The 20,294-nt window shown below is 63.4% G+C and carries 21 protein-coding genes and 1 tRNA gene; 9 read left to right on the top strand and 13 right to left on the bottom strand.

What is annotated here, in order from left to right; genetic code table 11:
* Window positions 1-74: 74 nt before the first annotated feature.
* The 3 genes from VGN72_17200 to VGN72_17190 form a co-directional block, all read right to left on the bottom strand.
* The gene (locus tag VGN72_17200; protein ID HEV7301107.1) at window positions 75-809 is read right to left on the bottom strand and encodes a PEP-CTERM sorting domain-containing protein; all 735 of its coding nucleotides are present in this window, start codon (window positions 807-809) and stop codon (window positions 75-77) included.
* Between the two features lie 88 nt (window positions 810-897).
* Window positions 898-2,055, bottom strand: a complete 1,158-nt coding sequence (locus VGN72_17195; protein HEV7301106.1) for a hypothetical protein — start codon at window positions 2,053-2,055, stop codon at window positions 898-900.
* 37 nt (window positions 2,056-2,092) lie between these two features.
* Window positions 2,093-2,881 (bottom strand): type II secretion system protein, encoded by a 789-nt coding sequence (locus tag VGN72_17190; GenBank protein HEV7301105.1) that lies wholly within the window; start codon window positions 2,879-2,881, stop codon window positions 2,093-2,095.
* 41 nt (window positions 2,882-2,922) lie between these two features.
* Here VGN72_17190 and VGN72_17185 point away from each other — a divergent pair, with 41 nt between their 5' ends.
* Window positions 2,923-4,140: a substrate-binding domain-containing protein gene (locus VGN72_17185; protein ID HEV7301104.1), complete on the top strand. Its 1,218-nt coding sequence runs from the start codon at window positions 2,923-2,925 to the stop codon at window positions 4,138-4,140.
* Window positions 4,141-4,242: 102 nt separating this feature from the next.
* Here the strand turns inward: VGN72_17185 and VGN72_17180 are convergent, their stop codons facing one another.
* From VGN72_17180 to VGN72_17170, 3 genes are all read right to left on the bottom strand, one after another.
* Window positions 4,243-4,509, bottom strand: coding sequence for a hypothetical protein (locus tag VGN72_17180; GenBank protein ID HEV7301103.1), 267 nt, complete (start codon window positions 4,507-4,509; stop codon window positions 4,243-4,245).
* 89 nt (window positions 4,510-4,598) lie between these two features.
* Window positions 4,599-5,093, bottom strand: coding sequence for an LURP-one-related family protein (locus VGN72_17175; GenBank protein HEV7301102.1), 495 nt, complete (start codon window positions 5,091-5,093; stop codon window positions 4,599-4,601).
* Between the two features lie 27 nt (window positions 5,094-5,120).
* The gene (locus VGN72_17170; protein ID HEV7301101.1) at window positions 5,121-5,360 is read right to left on the bottom strand and encodes a hypothetical protein; all 240 of its coding nucleotides are present in this window, start codon (window positions 5,358-5,360) and stop codon (window positions 5,121-5,123) included.
* A gap of 92 nt (window positions 5,361-5,452) precedes the next feature.
* Here VGN72_17170 and VGN72_17165 point away from each other — a divergent pair, with 92 nt between their 5' ends.
* A complete protein-coding gene (locus VGN72_17165; protein HEV7301100.1) occupies window positions 5,453-6,247 on the top strand; it encodes an AraC family transcriptional regulator in 795 nt (264 codons plus the stop codon).
* 420 nt (window positions 6,248-6,667) lie between these two features.
* Here the strand turns inward: VGN72_17165 and VGN72_17160 are convergent, their stop codons facing one another.
* Window positions 6,668-7,588, bottom strand: a complete 921-nt coding sequence (locus VGN72_17160) for a hypothetical protein (GenBank protein ID HEV7301099.1) — start codon at window positions 7,586-7,588, stop codon at window positions 6,668-6,670.
* Between the two features lie 377 nt (window positions 7,589-7,965).
* On the opposite strand from VGN72_17160, the gene VGN72_17155 reads away from it, so the two are divergent.
* A complete protein-coding gene (locus VGN72_17155) occupies window positions 7,966-9,354 on the top strand; it encodes a glycoside hydrolase family 88 protein (GenBank protein ID HEV7301098.1) in 1,389 nt (462 codons plus the stop codon).
* Between the two features lie 114 nt (window positions 9,355-9,468).
* On the opposite strand, the gene VGN72_17150 is transcribed toward VGN72_17155, so the two are convergent.
* Together VGN72_17150 and VGN72_17145 are read right to left on the bottom strand one after the other, a co-directional pair.
* Window positions 9,469-10,254: a phytanoyl-CoA dioxygenase family protein gene (locus tag VGN72_17150; GenBank protein HEV7301097.1), complete on the bottom strand. Its 786-nt coding sequence runs from the start codon at window positions 10,252-10,254 to the stop codon at window positions 9,469-9,471.
* 249 nt (window positions 10,255-10,503) lie between these two features.
* Window positions 10,504-10,585: transfer RNA gene (locus VGN72_17145), tRNA-Leu, on the bottom strand.
* 168 nt (window positions 10,586-10,753) lie between these two features.
* On the opposite strand from VGN72_17145, the gene gatA reads away from it, so the two are divergent.
* The 4 genes from gatA to VGN72_17125 all read left to right on the top strand — a co-directional run bounded on the left by gatA (window position 10,754) and on the right by VGN72_17125 (window position 14,832).
* The gene (gene gatA / locus VGN72_17140) at window positions 10,754-12,211 is read left to right on the top strand and encodes an Asp-tRNA(Asn)/Glu-tRNA(Gln) amidotransferase subunit GatA (GenBank protein HEV7301096.1); all 1,458 of its coding nucleotides are present in this window, start codon (window positions 10,754-10,756) and stop codon (window positions 12,209-12,211) included.
* 27 nt (window positions 12,212-12,238) lie between these two features.
* Window positions 12,239-12,604 (top strand): 2Fe-2S iron-sulfur cluster-binding protein, encoded by a 366-nt coding sequence (locus VGN72_17135; GenBank protein ID HEV7301095.1) that lies wholly within the window; start codon window positions 12,239-12,241, stop codon window positions 12,602-12,604.
* A 606-nt stretch (window positions 12,605-13,210) separates the two neighbouring features.
* Entirely contained in the window at window positions 13,211-13,807 is a 597-nt protein-coding gene (rpsD, locus tag VGN72_17130; GenBank protein ID HEV7301094.1) for a 30S ribosomal protein S4, read from the top strand.
* A gap of 266 nt (window positions 13,808-14,073) precedes the next feature.
* Window positions 14,074-14,832 (top strand): sugar phosphate isomerase/epimerase, encoded by a 759-nt coding sequence (locus VGN72_17125; GenBank protein HEV7301093.1) that lies wholly within the window; start codon window positions 14,074-14,076, stop codon window positions 14,830-14,832.
* Between the two features lie 739 nt (window positions 14,833-15,571).
* Here VGN72_17125 and VGN72_17120 read toward each other — a convergent pair.
* Entirely contained in the window at window positions 15,572-16,051 is a 480-nt protein-coding gene (locus VGN72_17120) for a DUF2243 domain-containing protein (GenBank protein HEV7301092.1), read from the bottom strand.
* Between the two features lie 150 nt (window positions 16,052-16,201).
* Window positions 16,202-16,480, bottom strand: a complete 279-nt coding sequence (locus VGN72_17115; GenBank protein ID HEV7301091.1) for a MoaD/ThiS family protein — start codon at window positions 16,478-16,480, stop codon at window positions 16,202-16,204.
* 118 nt (window positions 16,481-16,598) lie between these two features.
* On the opposite strand from VGN72_17115, the gene VGN72_17110 reads away from it, so the two are divergent.
* Together VGN72_17110 and VGN72_17105 are read left to right on the top strand one after the other, a co-directional pair.
* A complete protein-coding gene (locus VGN72_17110) occupies window positions 16,599-17,000 on the top strand; it encodes a hypothetical protein (GenBank protein ID HEV7301090.1) in 402 nt (133 codons plus the stop codon).
* Window positions 17,001-17,062: 62 nt separating this feature from the next.
* Window positions 17,063-17,602 (top strand): DUF5698 domain-containing protein, encoded by a 540-nt coding sequence (locus VGN72_17105; GenBank protein HEV7301089.1) that lies wholly within the window; start codon window positions 17,063-17,065, stop codon window positions 17,600-17,602.
* 57 nt (window positions 17,603-17,659) lie between these two features.
* Here the strand turns inward: VGN72_17105 and VGN72_17100 are convergent, their stop codons facing one another.
* Window positions 17,660-17,908 (bottom strand): hypothetical protein, encoded by a 249-nt coding sequence (locus VGN72_17100; GenBank protein HEV7301088.1) that lies wholly within the window; start codon window positions 17,906-17,908, stop codon window positions 17,660-17,662.
* Window positions 17,909-18,099: 191 nt separating this feature from the next.
* Window positions 18,100-20,211 (bottom strand): cation:proton antiporter, encoded by a 2,112-nt coding sequence (locus VGN72_17095; protein HEV7301087.1) that lies wholly within the window; start codon window positions 20,209-20,211, stop codon window positions 18,100-18,102.
* Window positions 20,212-20,294 lie beyond the last annotated feature (83 nt).

Here is a 20,294-nt window from a genome sequence, read left to right as displayed (position 1 = left end):
TCGCCGCGAGCAGCACGATGGCGTCCTGCTCGCGGCGAGGTCGGTTCAACTTCCAAAGGGTGTGCCGCGGTGACTTAGCCCTGACGCCCACGGCGGCGCAGCAGCATGGCCGCGCCACCGGCAAGCAGGCCGAGCGATGCGGGTTCCGGGACGGCGGTGCCGGTGACGGTGACGTCATCGACGGACCATATTTCGCCGACGTTGTCGTTGTTGCTCACGATCTTCATCGACAGCGACTGGACGGAATCCGGCAGGCTTACCAAGAGCGTGCTGTAGCCATCGGTCGTGCGAACGCCGCCCGCGCTGGGCGCAAACGTCGCGGCGGTGCCGGCGCTTGTGCTGGCCTCGCCCGAGGCCGAGTACAGCCACCGCGCGTTGCTGAAGCCACCGATCGTCAGGTCTGGCGTGGGCGAGAAGTCGGCCCCGTTCAATGCGACGTACACCTTGACGCGGTCGCCAGCGTCGAGCCCGTTGCTGGGGCCCGTGCTGATGGCCGCCAAGCGAAGCCCGACGATTTTGTCGGTGAACGAAGACACGTCCAGCGCGTTGAACGACACCGTGCTGGTCCCGTCGCTGGTCTGATACGACGCGCTACCACTGTTCACGCGCGATGCGCCGGCCGGATATTCTACGGCTGCCCCAGCTCCACCGACCGCACCACCCGTGCCGGACGTCGCGTATGCCCACGTGTCCGTGGCATTGGCTTCAAAGCCTTGGAACGCAATTGTCGCGGCGGACGATTCGATCGCCGTCGCGCCGATGATGGCAGCCGTCACGATAGATAACGCAGATCGGTTCAATTTTCGCATAATCTTCCCTATTCCTACACGCATTCACGGTTCGGACGCTGGCGGACGACGAAAACTCCGTCGAGACGCCGCCATCGGTCTTCAGTCGTTAGTTTGCCAGTGGCCTGTAGTGGTATCGCTCGCCCCACATCATCATGAGCGTCGGCACCTTCAGCTTCGGCACGCGTTCCATGCCGCGCCAGAAGGGCTCGCGGCCGTTGACGTTCGCGTGTCCCAGTTCCTCGAAGTGCGAGGGCAGCGTCAGGCGCGGGTCGAACGCGTTCACGATGCGCTTCGACCGCAGGCCGTTGCCGGGTTCGAGCTTCATCAACAGAAGGTCGATTGGCCCGTTCAGCGATCCAGCTTTGGGCAGCCCTGCGGTCACGTTGTTGTCGCCGGTGTGGGCGATGCGGATGCCCTCGGGCGTGGTGATGACGTACACGTTGTTCTCGATGTCGGCCGGCTCTTTCGTGCGCTGGGCGCCGGGGTAGACCGCGACCTGTAACGTCGCCTTACCGTCTCGAATCGACAGCGAGTGCCCCTGGGGGCGGCCGTCGCGCGGCAGGTGGGTCAGGCGGGCGTGCGACGGTTCGCCGAGCCACATCGCCGGTGGGGCGACGACGGGTTTGCCGGCGTCCAAGAACCACTGGCTCACCTCGCGGTCGGCGTGGTCCAGGTGCTCGTGGCTGACGAACAGGACGTCGCACTGGTCGATCAACGCCCGCATCGTCTCGTCGTCCAGCGAGATCACCGGCACGTGCACGAGCTTCACGAGGTCGAAGCCGATCGTGACCGACCGCGTCCGCACGACGAATCCCATGTTGTAGATCTGCCAGACGACCGCCCCTTCGGTCACCGTCGTCCGGAGCATGTCGTCGATGGCCTGCTTCGTGCGCGCCTGGCGGAACTGCCCGACCGAGGCCCGTTGCGGGGCGGCGGGGTCGTGCAGGATGGTATCGAACAGCGTCAACGCCATCGCACGCTCGCGGGGGATCGCGTCGACGGCCGGTGGATGGGCCTCCAGCGCCGCCGCGACCTGTTCGAGCGACACCTGGGTTTGCCGTTCCAGATGTTTCAGTTCCGCGTCGCTCAGCACGTAGGCGTTGGCCGGCCGGGTCGCAGGCGTCAGCAACTCGGCCAGCGGCGCGACGGCCGGCGACTCCAGCGATTGCGCGGGCAGCGCGGCGTTCAGGCCGAGCAGCGTCACCAACGCGACGCAGCCCAAGCGTACGCGGAGACGGTCAGGATGGGTGGTGGGCTGGTTCATGTCGTATTGGCCGAGGTCTGAAGGTCGGAACGCCTGTTTAGTACCTGTCGAGCGCGCTGAAGATGCCGTCGACCGCAGCGTTCTTAACCGTCCATGCGTTCGCGGGTTTCAGCAGAACCAGGTGCTCACGGATCGACCTTGGGACGGCCGCTGAATCGGGGGCGGTGAACGGCACCCACACCACAGAACCGTCGATCCTCGCCCGATTCAGGCCGTTGCGGTGACCGGTACGGATGGAGGTGTCGTGCGTCACCAGATCGGTGAAGACCGTCAGGCCTTTGAAGTGGGTAATCTTGGGCAGCCGGGCGACGCCGGTGTCAAAGCCAACGAAGTAATCGGGACGCATCGAGTAAGACGCTTTGGTCCGGTACTCGGAAGTGCCGACCGGGAAGACCTTGGGCGGCCACTCGTTCGACTCCATTGGGTTGGGATCAATGTTGTTGTAAAGGAAACGCGTAGCGCCTTGCGAAGGGCAGTACGCGACCCGCCCGTCGTTCATCAGGCCCGCGCCGTACAGTGAGCCGAACATGTACAACGCCGGCTTCGGCGTATCCGAGTTATCGACGAACCAGTAGTTGACCCACTTGAAGTTTGACGCGCGGCCAATCGGCACGAAGCCGCGATGGTCGTTCGCATACATCTGGCTGATCAGCGCCAACTGTCGCAGGTTGCTCGAACATGTGACCGCCTGCGCCTGCTCACGCGCCCGGCGGACGGACGGAAGCAACAGGCTGATCAGAACCGCGATGATGCCAATCACCACCAGCAACTCGATCAGGGTGAAACCGCGCTTCGCCTTCGCACTTGTATGTTCTTGAACCGACATGCGGCGGAACTTAACACTGAATTATTTGCAATTGATGTGCGATGCATTCGCGCTGGCAACATGAGGTAGATCTTCTGAAGGGCGATGGCAAAACAGTGAAACCTACGCAGATATTGCCTTTCATACGCGAGGTTGGCACAATTGACGGCGTGAACGTCCCAGCGGCACCTTTGAAATATCAGCACATTCGGTCTAAACTTGTTTCGATCATTCGCTCGGGCGAGTATCGAGTTGGAGACAAGTTGCCGAGCGAGAGCGACCTCGCCGCCACGTTCGATGCATCGCGCTCGACGATCATCCGAGCGCTGCGCGAGGTGGAAGAGCAGGGTTTGATCGAGCGCCGGCAGGGATCGGGCTCCTTCGTCACGCCGAAGGCGCGCGAGCGTGAGGCGGTCCCTTGCGCGTCGATCGGACTATTGCAGATGGCGCAGTCGGGTCGGTTCGCCGATAGCGTCTCGGACCAGATCCAGAGCCAGTTGAACGCGCTCCTCCAGCGGCGCGGGTCGGCCCTGATCGCCCATTCGATTGAGCGCGACGAAAGCCCGCTTGCGGTCGCGAGGGCGCTCATCGATCAGCGCGTCGGCGGCATCTTCATGGTGCCCATTCCCTCGTCGCACGCAGGCGGTGACGTGAACGCGCAGGTGGCCGCCCTGTTCGCGAAAGCGAATCTGCCGTTGGTGCTGCTCGATGGCGACTACGCGACGTTCCCCGACCGCAGCAGTCTGGACGTGGTGGGGATCGAGAACCGCCATTGCGGGTATCTGCAGGCCGAGCACCTGCTGGCGATGGGCTTGCGTCGCGTGCTGTTCGTCGGATCCAACCCACCGGTGCCGACGGCCGTGGAGCGGCAGTTGGGGTACATGGATGCGATGACGGCGCGCGGCATCGATGTGCCATCGGACTGGATTTGCCACGTCGCGTCGAACGACATCGACGAGCGCTTCGTTGCCGGCCTGCTGGAACGCTGTCGGCCGGAAGGCATCGTCTTCAAGTCCGACGAGTTCGCGGCGTTGACGATGCGCCACCTGCCTGCTTTGGGCATTCGCATCCCGCAGGACCTGAAGCTGGTGGGCTTCGACGACCGCCCGATCGCGTCGCTCCTACCCGTTACGCTCACCACGGTCCGCCAACCGATCGCCGACATCGCCGAGGCCGCCTTGATGCTGATGGAAAGCCGGATTGCCCAACCCGCCTGGGCTGCGCGCCGCATCCAGGTGGCAGGTAAGTTAGTGGTTCGCCAGTCGTCATACGCCAAGTGACGGGCTGGTCCGACGAATTGGGCAGCAATTGCCAATGCTTAACGCCGAACGAATACAATAAGGATGCGTTAAAGGAGATGCTGACGGCAATCTCGGTCACCGCTAGTACCCGGCGGCGTCGTCGTCCTCGTCTCGACGGACGAACAGCTTCCAGTAGATCGCCAGCAGCACGAGCATCAGCCCGCCAAGCATGATGATCGGCAGTCCGTTGATCTCCAGCAGCACGCTGATCGCCTCCCGGGCCGTGCCGTCGCCGCCCAAGGCATTGCGCGCCAGGTGCGACATGTCGATCAGGCTTCGCCACGCCAATGCGAGGAACGCGAGCAACGCGACCAACAGCAGTACGATCCCGGTCGATTTGCGACTCATTTCCCTGTGCCCTCTACGGTTTGCACGACGTCGTTAACGATCGCTGTGACTGCGCCCGTGGGTGACGGTAATCGTTAGAAGCGCAAGGCTCAATCCCGCCGTTCGGCGGCTTCCTGGCAGCGATCGATGACGACAGCGCAGGCGAGGATCAGCACGGGATCCTCACCGGCGCCCACCTCGACGCCGTACGTGTCGGCCAGCGAGAACCACTTCTCCGACACCCAGGCGACCTCGCGTCCACCGCGGCTGAAGGTGTAGTGGTGGTCCGTGAAGTTGCCCTTGGCCGTCAGGTCGTCTTCGCGGTCGATTTCGTCGACGCTGAACCGTTGGTTGAACAGCGTGAACAGCTTCTGCTTGACGACCGCCTTCAACTGGTCGCCCTGGTGGATCTCGTAGGTTGGGCCCCAGGCCAGCAGGCGCCGTTGGATCGACAGAAGCTCACGGCCATCCATGTCCTGAAAGGTCAGGCGGTCGCGCAGCGTCAGCGCCTTGCCGTCGACGAAGTAGGCGTCGCGCCCGTCGGCGTCGCGGATCGTGAAATCGTCGCCGAGCGAGATCAGCTTCTGTCGCATTACGTAACGCATTGGAGCCCTTTCGTTACCGAGTCACATTCATTCCTTGCGCCGCATCATCACCGCTTGCCACGCCGACCGCAGCGCGGCTTTTAGGCGGTCGCCGAGGCGGCGTATCTGCGTCCATTGGTGTTGATCGGCATCGACTATAGCCGGCGTCACTACGAACAATGCCGGGCAGCGGCAGGTAGCCGCGTTGTTGCAGAATCCAACCTCATGATTGGTAAGGTCGACCAAGGCAAAGGCGTCGGCAGTGGCGGTGGCAGACTTGAGTGACACGTTCGTATTTCGCGGTGGGCCGTGCATCGTGATTCGCGTTTCCTACTTGCCCGTAGATTCGGCAGCTCGATCTTTGCACAATATGATCAACCATGACACGTGACGTCACCTTCCTGCACGGCTATCGCACGCCCGAGTGTGCGGCCACGGTCGACAAGCGTTTTGCCTATCACACGGTGCAACTGATGACGCGCGGCGGGGTCGAGTTGTTCTACGACGATGTCCGCCACGAGATGACCGGCGTCTGGGCGTGGCCGTGCCACCCGGGGCCGTACGTGCGCTTTCACGCGTGGCCGCGCACGGGGAATTGGGAGCATCGGTACGTGGCCTTTACCGGACCGCAGGCCACCGCATGGGAGGCTGAAGGGCTGTGGCTGTCGTCGCCACAGGAGGTGACCGACCCCGAGCGGGCGGCTCGGCTGACGGCGTGGTTTGACGAGCTGCTGGCGGTGAAGGAAGAGCCGGGCAAGTGGGCGCAGCGCACGGCGGTGAACCTGCTCGAGCGCGTGCTGTTGGATCTGGCGGCGAATCGCCGAAGTGGTGGTGAACCGCGCCGGCCCGAGTGGCTGGACGCCGTCATGCAGCGGCTGGCGCAGTTCGACGGTGGCGGTGACGATGAGCCGGACTACACCGCGTTGGCCGAGCAGCACGGCATGGCACTGACGACGCTGCGGCGGCGGTTCCGCGAGTACGTCGGATCGTCGCTGCACGACTATCGGCTGCACTGCCGCATCAACCTTGCCAAGCGGGCGTTGGGCGAGGGAACGGTGCCGATCAAACGCGTCGCCGCCGAACTGGGCTACGGCGACGTCTTCTATTTCAGCCGCCAGTTCCGCCAACGCGCCGGCGTCTCACCGGCCGAGTACCGCAGGTCGCGACAGACGTGACGCGATAAGGGGGGGCAAATCATGCTGTACAATGCTCGCGTACACCTCAAGGCGCCCTCAGCGGCTGTGCCACCGCACGTTCAGCCGCGGCTTTGGGTCGCCGCAGTGGTGGGCGCGGTGGCGTCAGCGCGGCCGGTGGGGGGGAACGAATGCGTTGGACGCGTTCGATTCCACGTGCTGCAGCGCGGTCGAGACCATGTAAGGGTGGTCATCGCGGGGCACTGGGGGTCGCGGGGGCCTCGATCCATTTCCGCTTCGTCCAATCGCCCCGCACTGCGCTGTAGTAGGCCTTCACCGCGACCGCGGAACCAGTTGAGCCATGGCGCGCGAGATCAACTATCGCCCCGACGCTGCCGTCCGGGCGACGCGAGCGGGTAAGTTCGGGAACATCGCACTGTTAATGGCGAGGATCGGCAGCGATCAGTCCTGCAGCGACAGCTCGGGCACGCCGATGTCGAACCGCTTGGCGGTCGTGACGGCGTCGGTTCGGCCCTCGAAGTATTCCGTGGCCGCAATCAGGTAGTCCAACGCCTTGGCCAGCGCGCGGCCATAGCGGCTGTTGCGCTCGGTCGTGGCCTGCTGCGCATCAACGACCGCGCCGCCGTCGATCGCCTTGCCCGTCTGCGCGGCGCGGGCCAGTTGGATCAGCGCATCGGAACGGTCGTAAAACCGCTTGCTGGTTAGGTACTTGTCGACCTTGTCCTTCGGCCACGTCGCGTTGATCTCGGCGTACTGCGCCAACGACTTGGGGTAGGTCTGCATGCCGGCGAAGAAGCGGTCGAGCCAGTCGTGGATGTGGTTGGCATCGGGGTTCAGCGTGTGCATCGCGATCAGCGCTCGCCGCAACAGCAGGCGGTAGAGCGCCTCGGGACCGGCCAGCGCACTGTCGGGCACGATGTCGAAGAAGTTCGGCGCGAACAGGCCGGCCGCATCGGGCGCGTGGCCGGAGGCGTAGACTTCCTTGTAGACGAAGACGTCCTGGTAGATCTTCGATTCGTTCGCCTCGCTGCCGCGTCGACCGGAGTCGTCGTTGCCGGACCAGCATCGCGTGATCGGCTTGGTCAACCGGTCGGCCGAGCGGTGCGTGAGCGAGCCGAGCGTGAACGCCAGTTTCGCATCGGCGTTCTGAGCACGTTCACCACCTGGCTTGGCGAACTCGTCGCGCGCCCAGCCGACGAGGTCCACCGACCACTTGTCGGCCGACCGCGTGATGCTGCCCATGTGGGCCGCCTCGCGATGTTCGACCATTAGCCGCTTGAAGTTCGGGTGAATCGCCGGGTGAACGGCCGCCAGGCGGAACGTGTCGTCGCAAATGCCGATGTGAGCGATATGGTCGGACATGGTCGGGTGCTTCCTCAGTTGGTGTACGTCAAACGAGATTCCCTATACCGCATTAAGTCGCAATTGTCACTTCTGCTCCGGCGACTTCGGCGATGCTTCGGCCAGCGTCGCGCGGGGCGCTCAGGTCGATGTCGATGCGCCGGGGCAGTACCGCGGGCTCGGTGGAAGACGCATCGGGCCATGCCATGGTCGACGTCGCGCCGGCCTCCGCTGACGACCATCTGAGAGCGATCCTGATTGTTTCTGCAACTTGTTTGGTTTACGGTCAAACGAACCTCTAATTTTTGTTCCACTTCGACACTGGTCGTCCTTCGCCCCCGTGACAGCGCTTGATGCACGGTGTGTGGAGGGTGGCCGGGATGCTCGAAACTGCCGCTATGCACTTAACGCCAACAGAGATCATCAAGCCGTTCGAACCGGTTCCCTTCACCACAGGCCTTCGTGCGCCGAGCGGCGTGCGCCTGATGGGCATCGCGCCCGACAAACCGCTCCGCCTGCGCTGGACCGCGCAGCCCGCGGCGACCGGCGCCAGCGCGCTACGCGTGACGATCGGCATCGATGACCGCGCCTGTCCCACGTCGCTGTTGCACGTGCATGACGGCGGTACCGGTGACCGGCTCGGCACGTTCGAGATTCGCTACAGCGGGGCGTTCAAGATCCAGTCGATGCCGCTCACGCCCACCATGGCCGCCGCGCTGGCGATAAACGGCGCTGAACTGCGCCTGGAGAACGCCACGCACCTGCACCTGATCGAATCGACCGAACCCGCCTGCCCGGTGCTTCAACCGCACCTGCTGGGGCCCAGCGTCGATACCGACCCTGTGAAGCAGTTCCTCCAGCGCATGCGCACGCCCGCGGTGCGGCACCCGTTTGGCTGGCTGGCCGGTTGCGTGATGGACGGCCAAGCCGAACTGCATCGGCACGACCCAAACGGCGGCTACGAGGCGGCGCTACAGTCGATCTTCATTGATGACTTTTTCCGCGACGGTGGCATCTGGAACGAATCGCCCGGCGCCCGGCCGAGCGATGGGAAGTATTACGGCATCGAGGCGACGCTGCCCGTGGCGCAACTGGCTCGGCTGAACCCGAGCCACCCAGCGGTCGACGCTGCGATTGATTTCTGGCTGTCGCGCAAGCACCCCGATGACTTGGTGCGCGATAGCCACACCTCCACCGAAGGTTGCTACACGATCGCCTGGCCCATGGCCGTCGTCGCGCGCGTGCGCGATCGCGACGATTTGCGCGATCTGGCGATCAGGCAGTGCGTGCGGCGCATGGAGGTCAACGTGCGCGACGGGTTCGTCTGGCAACTGGTGACCGAGCAGGGCGAACCGCGGCTGCGGCACTGGTGCCGTGGCGTCGGCTGGTACCTGCTGGGCAGCGTGCGCACGTTGATCGAGACCGGCCGCACGCACGACGCGCTGCTGGCCAGCCTGATTTCTGTTATCGACGGCCTGCCCCCGTTGACGCCGGGGCAGGCGTGGCCGAACTTCATCGACGACCCCACGATCGCCACCGACAGCAGCGGCACCGCCGCCATCGCCGCGGCGATCACGCTGGGCGTCGAGGCTGGCCTGTTCCCCAACCGCCTCCAGCCCATCGCCGACGCTGCGGTGAAGAACCTGATCGCCCACCTCACGCCCGACGGGCTCCTGCGAGGCTGCTCGCAGGAAAACAAGGGAGGCGAAGCCCTCCAGCGCTCGTCGTACCGTGTTATCTCGCAGATGGGCATGGGCCTGCTGGCCCAGGCGCGCGTGGGAGAATAGCGGGTGCGGTGACGAGCGGATGGCCCGTTCAGCCCAGCGCCGCCCAGCCATCGTCGAACCCGGCATCACGCGCTGCCGTCACGGTCGCCGCGTCGGTTGGTTGACCTGTGCCGATCACTTGGCCGGCCCCAACTTGGCGACCGGTGGGGTGGCGAAGCGGGGGGTCTCGACGAGCGATCGCCATTGGTCGCCGTCCTTCCACTTCACGTCGTCGCGGTGGTACTGCAGCGCGTAGGCGACGCGGGCCTCGTTGGTGTGGTTCGGTCCCGAGCCGTGCACGGTCCAGCGGGTGAAGGCCACTGCGTCGCCGGCGCGCATGCGGATCGGCAGGCATTCGTTCAGGTCGACGTCGATCTGCTGATGGCCGTCACCGTCGTCGCTGTTGCGGCTCTTGATCTGCCCACACAGGTGCGAGCGCGGGATGACCTGCAGGCAGCCGTTCTCGGGCGTCATGTCGACGAGCGCGACCCAGATGTTGATCGACCCGATGGCCGGTTCGTGGACGGTGTAGTTGTTGTCTTGATGGTAGTGGAACGTGCCGCCACCCCCACCGGCCTTCACGGCCGTGAACGGCATGTAGCGGTGGGCCGTTCCACCGATCAGGCGAGAGGCGACCGCGCGGGTCGCGTCGCTGTTGATCAGCGCGTCGAGCAGCGTGCCGGCGACGTACTGGGAGTTTTGGCGCAGCTTGTCGGCAGCGCTGGTGGCGCGCTTGAGGCTGTCGGCGGGCACGCCGTTGGCTTCAAGCACATCAAACACTTCCTGCCGCAGCGCGGCGACGGCGTCACTACGGACAAGACCGGGTAGGGGCAGGTACCCCTCCTCGTTGTAGAATCGGACCTCGCGATCGGTGAGGTTGATCGGGGCGATGACGTCTGTAGTAACGGCGGTGGCGGACATGCGTGTTCTCCTTGAAGGATCGTGAGGTTGCTGTGCATCACGAGCCATATCATGACACGCTTTTCCCGTCCGCCCATGGATTCGGCGGCCCGTTCTTTGCACAATACGACCAATGTTGGCCATCGATTCGACTGCCGTGGGGGTATGGCCACGAGCGGGGGCGTGGACGAACAAAAACACCCGGGAACGCCTTGATTGCTCAAAGCATTTCCGGGTGTCTGTTGTCGGATGGACTCGGTCGTCCGAAGATGCCCAGGACAGGACTTGAACCTGCACGGGTTGCCCCGCTACCACCTCAAAGTAGTGCGTCTGCCAATTCCGCCACCTGGGCGTGGGACCGGGCATTATATCGGGTGCGCGGCGTCTGTCGAGGGTGGGGATCTGCCGGTCGCTAAAGCGACCGGGCCCGCATGAGTGGTGCTTCACGTATCGAAACGCGTCACAGAAGCGCAACCCCGGTTTTACTTTCGCATCGTCGCGCTTTACCCTCGCCGCCCGCATGCTTTCGCACGACACCCTTATCGCTGCCCGCGACGCGGTCGCTTCCAAGAAGGTCTCGGCCGCCGAGCTTACCCGGCAGGCGCTGGCGCGCATCCGCCAGGTCGATCCGACCATCCAAGCCTTCAACGAGGTCCACGAAGACCGCGCGATGGCCATCGCCAAGGAAGTGGACGACGGCACCCGAAAAGGGCCGCTCGCCGGCGTGCCGATTGCGCTGAAGGACAACCTTTGCACCAGTTGGGGCCGTACCACCTGTTCCAGCAAGATGCTCGAGAACTTCCACGCCCCCTATAACGCCACGATCGTCGAACGGCTGGAAGCGGCCGGGGCGGTGCTGATCGGCAAGACGAACCTCGACGAGTTCGCCATGGGCTCGTCCACCGAGAACAGCGCGTTCCGCACGACGAAAAACCCATGGGATACGAGCCGTATTCCCGGTGGCAGCAGTGGCGGCAGCGCCGCGGCCCTGGCGGCGGGCATGTGCTGCGCGACCATCGGGTCCGACACGGGTGGCTCCATTCGCCAGCCGGCGGCGCTGTGCGGCGTGGTGGGGCTGAAGCCGACGTATGGCGCCATCAGCCGCTATGGCTTGGTCGCCTTCGCGTCGTCGCTCGATCAGATCGGCCCGTTCGGTTGGACCGTCGCCGACGCCGCGCTGCTGATGAACGTAATGGCCGGCCACGATCCGAAGGACTCCACCAGCGTCAACCGCCCGGTGCCCGATTACCTGGCCAATCTGGAACAGCCCATCAAGGGCCTGCGGATCGGCATTGCCAAGGAATATCAGCTTGAGAGCGGCATGGACCCGCAGGTGAAGTCCGCCGTCGATGCTGCGATGGCCAAGTACAAGGAACTGGGCGCCACGTTCGTCGACATCAGCCTGCCGCACACCGAATACGGCATCGCGGCGTACTACGTCATCGCGCCGTGCGAGGCATCCAGCAACCTTGCCCGCTATGACGGTGTGCACTTCGGCCATCGCACCAAAGATCCGGTGAAGGACATTGTCGAGCTCTTCAGCAAGAGCCGCTACGAAGGCTTCGGCGAGGAAGTGCAACGCCGCATCATGATCGGCACGTACGCGCTCTCCAGCGGCTACTACGACGCTTACTACCTGCGGGCGCTGAAGATGCGGTCGCTGATCAAACGCGACTTCGATCAGGCCTTTGAAAAGTGCGACGTGGTGCTCAGCCCGACCAGCCCCACGCCCGCCTTCAAGGCTGGCGAGAAGACCGGCGACCCGCTCAGCATGTACATGAGCGACGTCTTCACCGTCACCTGCAACATCGCCGGCATCGGCGGCATCAGCCTCCCCTGCGGCTTCACCAGCGGCGACAAGCCGCTGCCCATCGGCCTGCAACTGCTCGGCCCCACATTCGGTGAAGAAACCCTGCTCCGCGCCGCCCGTATGTACGAAGCCGCCACCGACTGGCACACGCGCCGGCCGACGTTCTAAACCCTCTGCGAGTAAGAAGGACGACTAATGCCAAAATTGACCGTCGAAAACGTGGGTGAATTCGAAGTATCGCCCGTCAAACGGCTGGTGCTGGCGCTGACCGAGGGCGCGAAGGTCGACCAGCTCTACGCCTGCGGCGGCTTCGCCAAGTGCACGAGTTGCCGCGTGCAGTTCGTCGCAGGCGAACCGGACGCGATGACCGAAGCGGAAAAAGCCGTCCTGACGGCCAAGGGGCTGCTGGACCAGCCGGGCATTCGGCTGAGCTGCCAGATGCTGTGCGACCATGATATGACGGTGAAGGTCATTAGCCGATTTGAAGGATCCGGCCGGAAGGATTCGGGCAAGCCGGTGGGTCCCGCGATCGAACCGTCGCCGGTTTGGACGAAGCGGTAGCGGCCGGCTGGCACCCTCGCTGGCAACGGCGTTCTTCTGTAGGACAGGCATTCCTGCCTGTCTCTCCCCCCGTCTGCTTTTCCCCCCCCCGTATTCAGTGGGGAAGAAGCGATTGAACCACAGAGGACACAGAGAGCACAGAGGCAGACACAGAGCAAAGAATCGGTAGTGGGTCAGTTTCCACACCTTCCCTCGTGGCACGGGTTTTCAAACCCGTGTCTTCGCTCCAGAACACGGGTTTGAAACCCGTGCCACTTCAAACTGACCTACTACCAAAGAATCCCTCTGATTGGGATTTGGTGCTTGGTTATTTGTTTGGCATTGGGGCTTGGGATTTTGTTTTCGACAATACGGGGGAGAGTCAGACGGGGGGGGAGAGACAGGCAGGAATGCCTGTCCTACAGAAGAGGAGCTGGCCCGGGGCCGGGACGACCTTGATCCAATCCTGCGATTTCGTATACTGTTCGCCCCATGGCCGTTATGGCCATCTCGGTTTCATGCCTCAAAACCATGATTCCGGGCAACGCGAGTCAGTCGGTGGAGCGTTTTCCGTCGCGTCGCAAGTTTTGAGCGGGCCGGTAGTTGCCCGTAGAAAGCGTGTTTGTCATGGGCCGTTACGTAGGTCCGAAGGTTCGTCTGTCCCGTCGCGTTGGCGTACCGATCGCCGACATCCCCAAGCACACCGCCAAGGAACTGCAGCTGCCCGGCCAGCATGGGTTCCGTGGTCGCCGTAACACCGAATATGGTGTGCGTCTGACCGAGAAGCAGAAGCTGCGCTTCCACTACGGCATGCTCGAGAAGCAGTTCCGCCGCACGCTGGATGATGCCAAGAAGAGCAAGGGCAACACCGCCAGCTCGATGATGCAGCTGTTGGAGCTGCGCCTGGACAACGTCATCCGCCGCCTCGGCGTCGGCCGCACGATCTGGGCGGCCCGTCAGATCGTCGCCCACGGGCACGTGATGGTTGACGGTCAGAAGACCGATATCGCCAGCTATCGCCTGCAGCCCGGCCAGACGATCACCTTCAAGGAAGGCATCCAGAAGGTCCTGCGCGACAACATGGAACAGAACGCCGGCCACAACGTGCCGAACTGGATCGAGTGGAACCCCGCCCAGCTCACCGGCAAGATCAACCAGCTGCCGACGCCGGAAGATGTGCCGTTCGAAGTGAACATGAACCTGATCATCGAATTTTATCGGTAATTTGGGTTCGCTGAGCGATTTGACGTTTGCATTGCACTTACGAACCGGCAGAGTAATCTGCCGGTTCTTTTATTTGGTACGTGGTCCGTGGTCCGTCGCAAATCGTTCAGGGTGTCATCCCGATGGGAGCCTAAGGCGACCTGAGGGATCTCCCAGTATCAGCGACGCTCGTCATTTGAGATCCCTCAGGTCGCCTTAGGCTACCTTCGGGATGACAGTTGAAGTAGAACAGCAACCGATACCCCTTTGAGGAAGGAAACCATCCCATGGCCGCTCTCTCTCCCGCCCGCGACTTTGGCGTTCAAAGCTACTGCTTCCGCGAGTTCAAAGACAACACCGAGGTCGCCAAGCTCGTGCGGCAGATCGGCCTCAGCAAGCTTGAGATCTGCGGCGTGCACGCGAACTTCGAAGATCCGGAAGGCTTCAAGAAGATCGTCGACATCTACAAGCAGGGCGGCGTCGAGATCGTGTCGCTGGGCGTGCAGACCTTCGTCGGTGACGCCGAGAAGGAGCGCAAGTGGTTCGAGTGCGCCAAGATCGCCGGCGCCAAGCACATCAGCGCCCACTTCCGCGTCGACTCGTTCGAGAAGGCCGTCCCCGCGACCGCCAAGCTGGCTGAAGAGTACGGCATGCGCATCGGCCTGCACTGCCACGGCGGATACATGTTCGGTGGCAGCGCCGACGAGATCGCGTACATTCTGAAGCTCGGTGGCGAGCGCATCGGTGTGAACATCGACACCGCCTGGTGCATGCAGACCGGCCCGAGCGGCGACCCCGTGAAGTGGGCCCGGGAGACCTTCAAGGGCCGCGTGTACGGCGTGCACTACAAGGACTTCACCTTCGACCGCCGCGGACAGTGGACCGACGTCGTCGTCGGCACCGGCAACCTCAACCTGCCCGCCTTCGTGAAGGCGTTGGAAGAGACCAACTTCGCCGGCATGGCCGTCATCGAGTACGAAGCCGAACCCCAGAACCCGGTGCCCGCCTTGACCGAATGCGTCAAAGCCATGCGCGCCGCGGTGTAACCACCGCCATATAGCCACCGGCTTGCCGGTCGCCTTCATCACAAAAAGAACAAAGGGCTGGATCGCGATAAGCGACCCAGCCCTTCTTGCATGGTCTCCCGCGCCACCTCAAACCCGGGTTCCCTCTTCTGTTCCTGCCTGTCTCTCCCCCCGAATTCATCTCTCCCCGTATTCCTTCTTCTCACTTCTGTGGCACAGGCATTCTTGCCTGTGTCTCTTCTTTGGTGGGACGGACATTCTTGTCTGCCACGCGGCGGAGCCGCGCTCAAGAAGTGAGGGAGCCACGAAGGCGCCAAGAACGCGAAGGAGGACACGAAGAAAAGCAGAGCGTGTTGCGCCAATGCCGCGTCTTCTGCGCAGCGCGAGCGTAGAGATGGATAGCGTGTTCTTTGACAACCGAATAGCCGACGCGATTCCTGTAATGGGCTCCTTCGCCATCACCCGATGTTGCACAATGGTGCAAAATGGTGCACGGTCTCGCGTTTTGCCTTACCCAGACCGCCGTCGCGACACGAGGCCGACTTCCTCTTTCGGTCCCGCTTCGCGTTCGGCTTCGCGTCTTCGCGACTTCGCGTCTCTTTTAATCGCGGGGGAGCGCAACGCGAAGAGAGACAGACACGAAGAATGGCCGTCCCACCGTCGCTCACCCGCCAAAGTTACGGCCTCAGCGGTGGCGGTGAACAAGGGGAAAAGTTCGATCGATGCCACGCGTGAACATGGACCCACTCGACGTTACGCATCATCGCGTTATGTCGCGGTGACGAAACGCCCGGCGAAGCAGCAGATAGCCGATGACGATCAGCAAGACCCCCGACGCCAGAAAGGCCATGTCCGCAGCGAACTCGTACGGGCGGCCGGGCAGGACGTGGTGGATCTGCAGGAACTGGTGGTTGATCAGCCCTTCGATCAGGTTGAATGCGCCCCAGCCGCACAACGTGGCGCCGACGAACGCCAGTGGCGAGCGCGGCACGTCCGGCAGTTGGGCGGTGCGGAAGACGCGGTAGCTGCCGACGATGGTCAGGACGAGCGCGCCGAGGTGGAAGTAACCGTCCTGTCGGTTCTGCCGTTGAAGGTGTTCGATGCTCAGCGGCGTGCAATGGTCGGTGATGCAGACGAGGTGGTGCCACTGAAGAATCTGGTGCAGCACGATGCCGTCGACAAACGCGCCCAATCCCATGCCGAGCAGGATGCCGCCGATGACGAAGGGGTGCCAGAACATGGGATCGACTGTAGCGATCGCCCGCGGCGCGTGGGACGGGTGAAGTTATCGTTTGCGGTTTCGCGGACGGACAGGCTGTGCAACCGCTATCTACGTTCGTCCGACTGCGAAGCCGGGAGCGGTGGGGATGGTGGTTTGATGAAAATATCATCACCCGCCCGATACGGCCTGCACGATGGTCACTCGGTCGCCGTCCTTCAGGGGCATGTCGGGCGAGGGGAGCCAGCGGCTGGCGGTGTCGTTCAGGAAGATCAGGACGTGTTTGCGGAGTTCGCCGGTTTCGGTCCAGACGAGCGGCACCAGCAGTGGGTGGCGGCGCTTGAGTTGGGCGACGAGGTCGGGCAGCGTGGCGGCGTCGATCGTGACGAACGCCGCGTCGTCGATCGCGTGTCGCAACATGCCGGGAACGGTGATGGGAATCGCGGGCATAAGCCTTCCGGAATAAGCGGACGCAACCGCGGCAGATTCTAATTCATGGCGGCCGTTTCGTCTCGAATATCCGGTCCAACGGATGGCCGTTTCGCGTGTCTTTCTACGGATGCGACAAATGCATGTTGTCACGATGCTTCTGGCCGCTGCGGGATGGGGTGGCTGTGCCGCGCGTTCGGTGCCAGCGGGTGGGGATGTGGAACCGTTCGTGGGCCAAGCTGTGCGGCTCGAGGGGACGGTTGCCCGCTCGGCGTACGTGATGCCGGAGGCGCGGTGGGAGGGCAACTTCTGCCTCACGCTGCCACCGGGCCGAGGGCTGAGGCCGGTACAGCAGGCCACGCTGCAACATGGCGACGCTCGCATCGCGTTCGCATCGGCACGTGCGGACCGCAAGTTGACGGTCGGGGAGCCGGTTCGTGTGACGGGGCGACTGCGACGGGTTCCTGGTTTTGAAAGCGTCCGCGATAGCGCGCCGCGATACGAATTGGTCGATGCGAGATGGGAATCGATCCCGCAATGATGAAGGTTCCATCTTATTCGGTGCGGTGCCCCTGACATGGCCAGTCTGTATGATCTGCCCGCATGGCGATCTTCCTGGCGGCGCTGTTCATCTTCTGCCTTCGCGTGATCGACGTTTCCATCGGCACGCTGCGGGTGCTGTTCGTGATGCGCGGCTCGAAGTGGACGGCGGCGGCGCTGGGATTGGTGGAGGCGTCGATCTTCATCCTGGCGATCTCGCACGTGATGAAGGACCTGAGCGGCCCGAAGATGATCGGCTACGCGGCCGGTTACGCGTGCGGCATTCTGGTTGGCATCTCAATCGAGCAGTGGATCGCCGCCGGGCAGGTGATGGTGCGCGTGATCAGCAAGTCCCACCCCGGGACACTGCGCGACCGCCTGCGTGCCGAAGGTTTTGGCGTCACCACCGTGCGCGGCGAGGGGCGCGAGCACGAGGTCCAGATCCTCTTCATCGTCAGCGCCCGCAAACGCACCCAGTCGCTGCTGAAGATCGCCCACGAGGTCGACCCGCAGGCCTTCGTCACCATCGATTCCATTTCGATGGCGATCGGTGGCTACATGCGCCAGGGGGCGATGAGTTCGGCGATGTCGGTGAAGAAGTAGGGGAGGAGCTGCCTAGTGGACTAGCGAGCAGCTAGGGATCGGTTGCATGTGGCGAAGTCACTTCCGCTTTTCGATGTCACGACCGAAGAACAGCCATAGAAGCATGGTATTAACGCCGAACGATAGAACCCACTGCACCAGATAACCATAAGCAAGGAAACTAAGGATCGCGACCAAGGTGTAAACCCACCAGTAATTCAATCCCATCAGCGAAGGAATATACACTGTTGTCAGCACTACCAGCAGAATAAACAAAGCGAAGTTGATGGCCGAAGCTACTGCCGAGTAAAGTGCGTCTTTCTTCATGCTGAGCCTCACAGTCCGACTTCCTTGCATCGGCATTGGGTAAAACGGCAATTGACGGCATTCACCGCCGCTTTGTTCTCGCAATATATATCCTCGCAATACTCAATGCCGAATGCCGGAGGGCTGCACGCGTACCGACGACCAAGGAATGTCAGACGAGTTGCCATTATTCGATTCGGCATTCTTCCCCCTCACCCCGTCCCATCAGTCTTCGTTCCCATCAGCAAGCCGACCGCGTTTTCCAAGTGCGCCTGCGTGCCAATCAGCAGCACTTGGTCGCCCGGTTGAAGGTCGTCGTCCGGCCCGGGGTTCACCAGGCTGTGGCCGTCGCGTTGGATGCCGACGACGCTGGCGCCGGTGCGGGTGCGCAGCTGCAACTCGCGAATGAGCAGCCCGGCGGCGGGGGAGGCCACCGGCAGCGTGATCGTCTCCAGCGACGCCTCGCGCAAGATCGGTGGGATCGCGCGCGTCTCTGTGTCGTGGTCGATCTCGGCGTGCGGTCGGGTCAGCGTCTCGTGCAGCGCGACCTGCGCATTGGCGTACAGCCGCACCATCGCGTTCCAGCGGACGGCCGCCACAGCGGTCGCGATGACCGCGAATAGCACCAGCACCGGCCACGGTGGCAGGACGGCGGCGCTGAGGATCGCGATCCACAAAATCATCAGCGCGCTGGCGCCGGCCAGCAGCGTGTTGGCGACGATCGTCCGAATTGCACGCGTCTGCTCCTTGGCCCGGGCTTTCGTCACCCGTGTCTCGGCGATCACCCAAGCGATCGCGCGCATCTTCCGGAACGTCGCCACCAGCAGTGGCAGCGCCAGCAGCACCGCCAGGAACCAGATCGCCGCCTTGGGGCCACCCGTCCACTGCGGCAAACTGGGAATCCAGTCGTCCGTGTGGCGCCCGACGCGGTCGCCGGCGACGAACAGGCCGGTGATCATCGCGACGTTCAGGCCGATCTGGATTGCCCACTTGCGCTTCAGCTTGCGGATCTGCTCGCTTGCGGGATCGGTGCCGCGCGTGCCGAGTCGTTTCACCCATTGGCTGTACACGCCCAGCGGCGTCGTGATCTTGCGCGGGGCGGTGCGGTCGAACCAATGCACGATCGGGTCGGACGAGCGAATGAGGTACGGCGTGGTCAGCGTGGTGATGGCCGACACCGCGACGGCGATCGGGTAGAGGAACGGGCTGGTGACGCCGGTCGTCAGCCCAAGCTGCGCGATGATGAACGAGAACTCACCGATCTGCGCCAGCCCCATGCCCACGCGCATGCTCGTGCGCGTGCTGTGCCCGGCTAAGAACGTGCCCGCGGCGCAGGTGATCACCTTGCCGACGATCACGACTGCGACCAGCACCAGCACCTTCCACCAGTCGGTCAGGATGACCTTCGGGTCGATCAGCATGCCCACGGTGACGAAGAAGACCGCGCTGAACAAATCGCGCACCGGCGCGATCAGCGCCTCGATCTTCCCCGCCTCGCGCGCCTCGGCCATAATCGCGCCGATCAGGAACGCGCCCAGCGCGATGCTGTACTCCATCTTCACCGCGATCAACGATACGCCGAAGCAGAGCCCCAGCACCGAGACCAGCAGCACCTCGTCGTTCTTAAAGCCCGCGACGAACCGCATGAGCGGCGGCACCGCCAGCAGGCCGACCACCAGCGTGATGACCAGAAAGATGCCCAATTTACCGAACGTCACCGCGACCTCGTCGGCTGCCAGCCCGCCGGTGTTGGCGATGCCGCTGAGCAGCGCGAGCATGGCGATCGCCAGGATGTCCTCGACGATCAGGATGCCGAAGATGACCTCCGCGAAGCGCTCCTTCACCAGCTTCAGCTCGGTCAGGGCCTTGATGATGATGGTGGTCGACGAGATCGACAGGATCGCGCCCAGGAACAGCGCGTCCATCGGCTTCCAGCCGAACGCAAGGCCGACGTAGTAGCCCAACGTCAGCATCCCCACGATCTCCAGCGACGCGGCCAAGAAGGCCGTTGCGCCCACCTCGGCCAATTTGCGCAAACTGAAGTGCAGCCCCAGGCTGAACATGAGGAAGATCACGCCGATGTTGCCCCACGTGTTCACGTTGGCCTCGTCGGCGATCAGCTTGATGGGCGTGTGGTTGCCGACGATCAGGCCGGCCAGGATGTACCCCAGCACGACCGGCTGGCGCAGCTTGCGGAACAAAACCGTCACCACCCCCGCGACGCACATGATGACGGCCAGATCCTGAATCAACTCCAGCCCGTGAACCTCCCCAACCGCCAGGATGGCAGTGCCAAGACTGTCGATGAGGTTGCCGCCGATCATCGCAAGGCCTTATAGAGAGTTGGTATGGGGAAGACAACAGAATTGGGCGATGGGGCTATTCGAATGCCCAATACCCAAATCCG

Source organism: Tepidisphaeraceae bacterium (genome assembly GCA_035998445.1).
Lineage (GTDB): Bacteria > Planctomycetota > Phycisphaerae > Tepidisphaerales > Tepidisphaeraceae > DASYHQ01.
The sequence above is the reverse complement of the archived record's forward strand: the minus strand, read 5'-3'. Positions and strand labels throughout refer to the sequence as shown.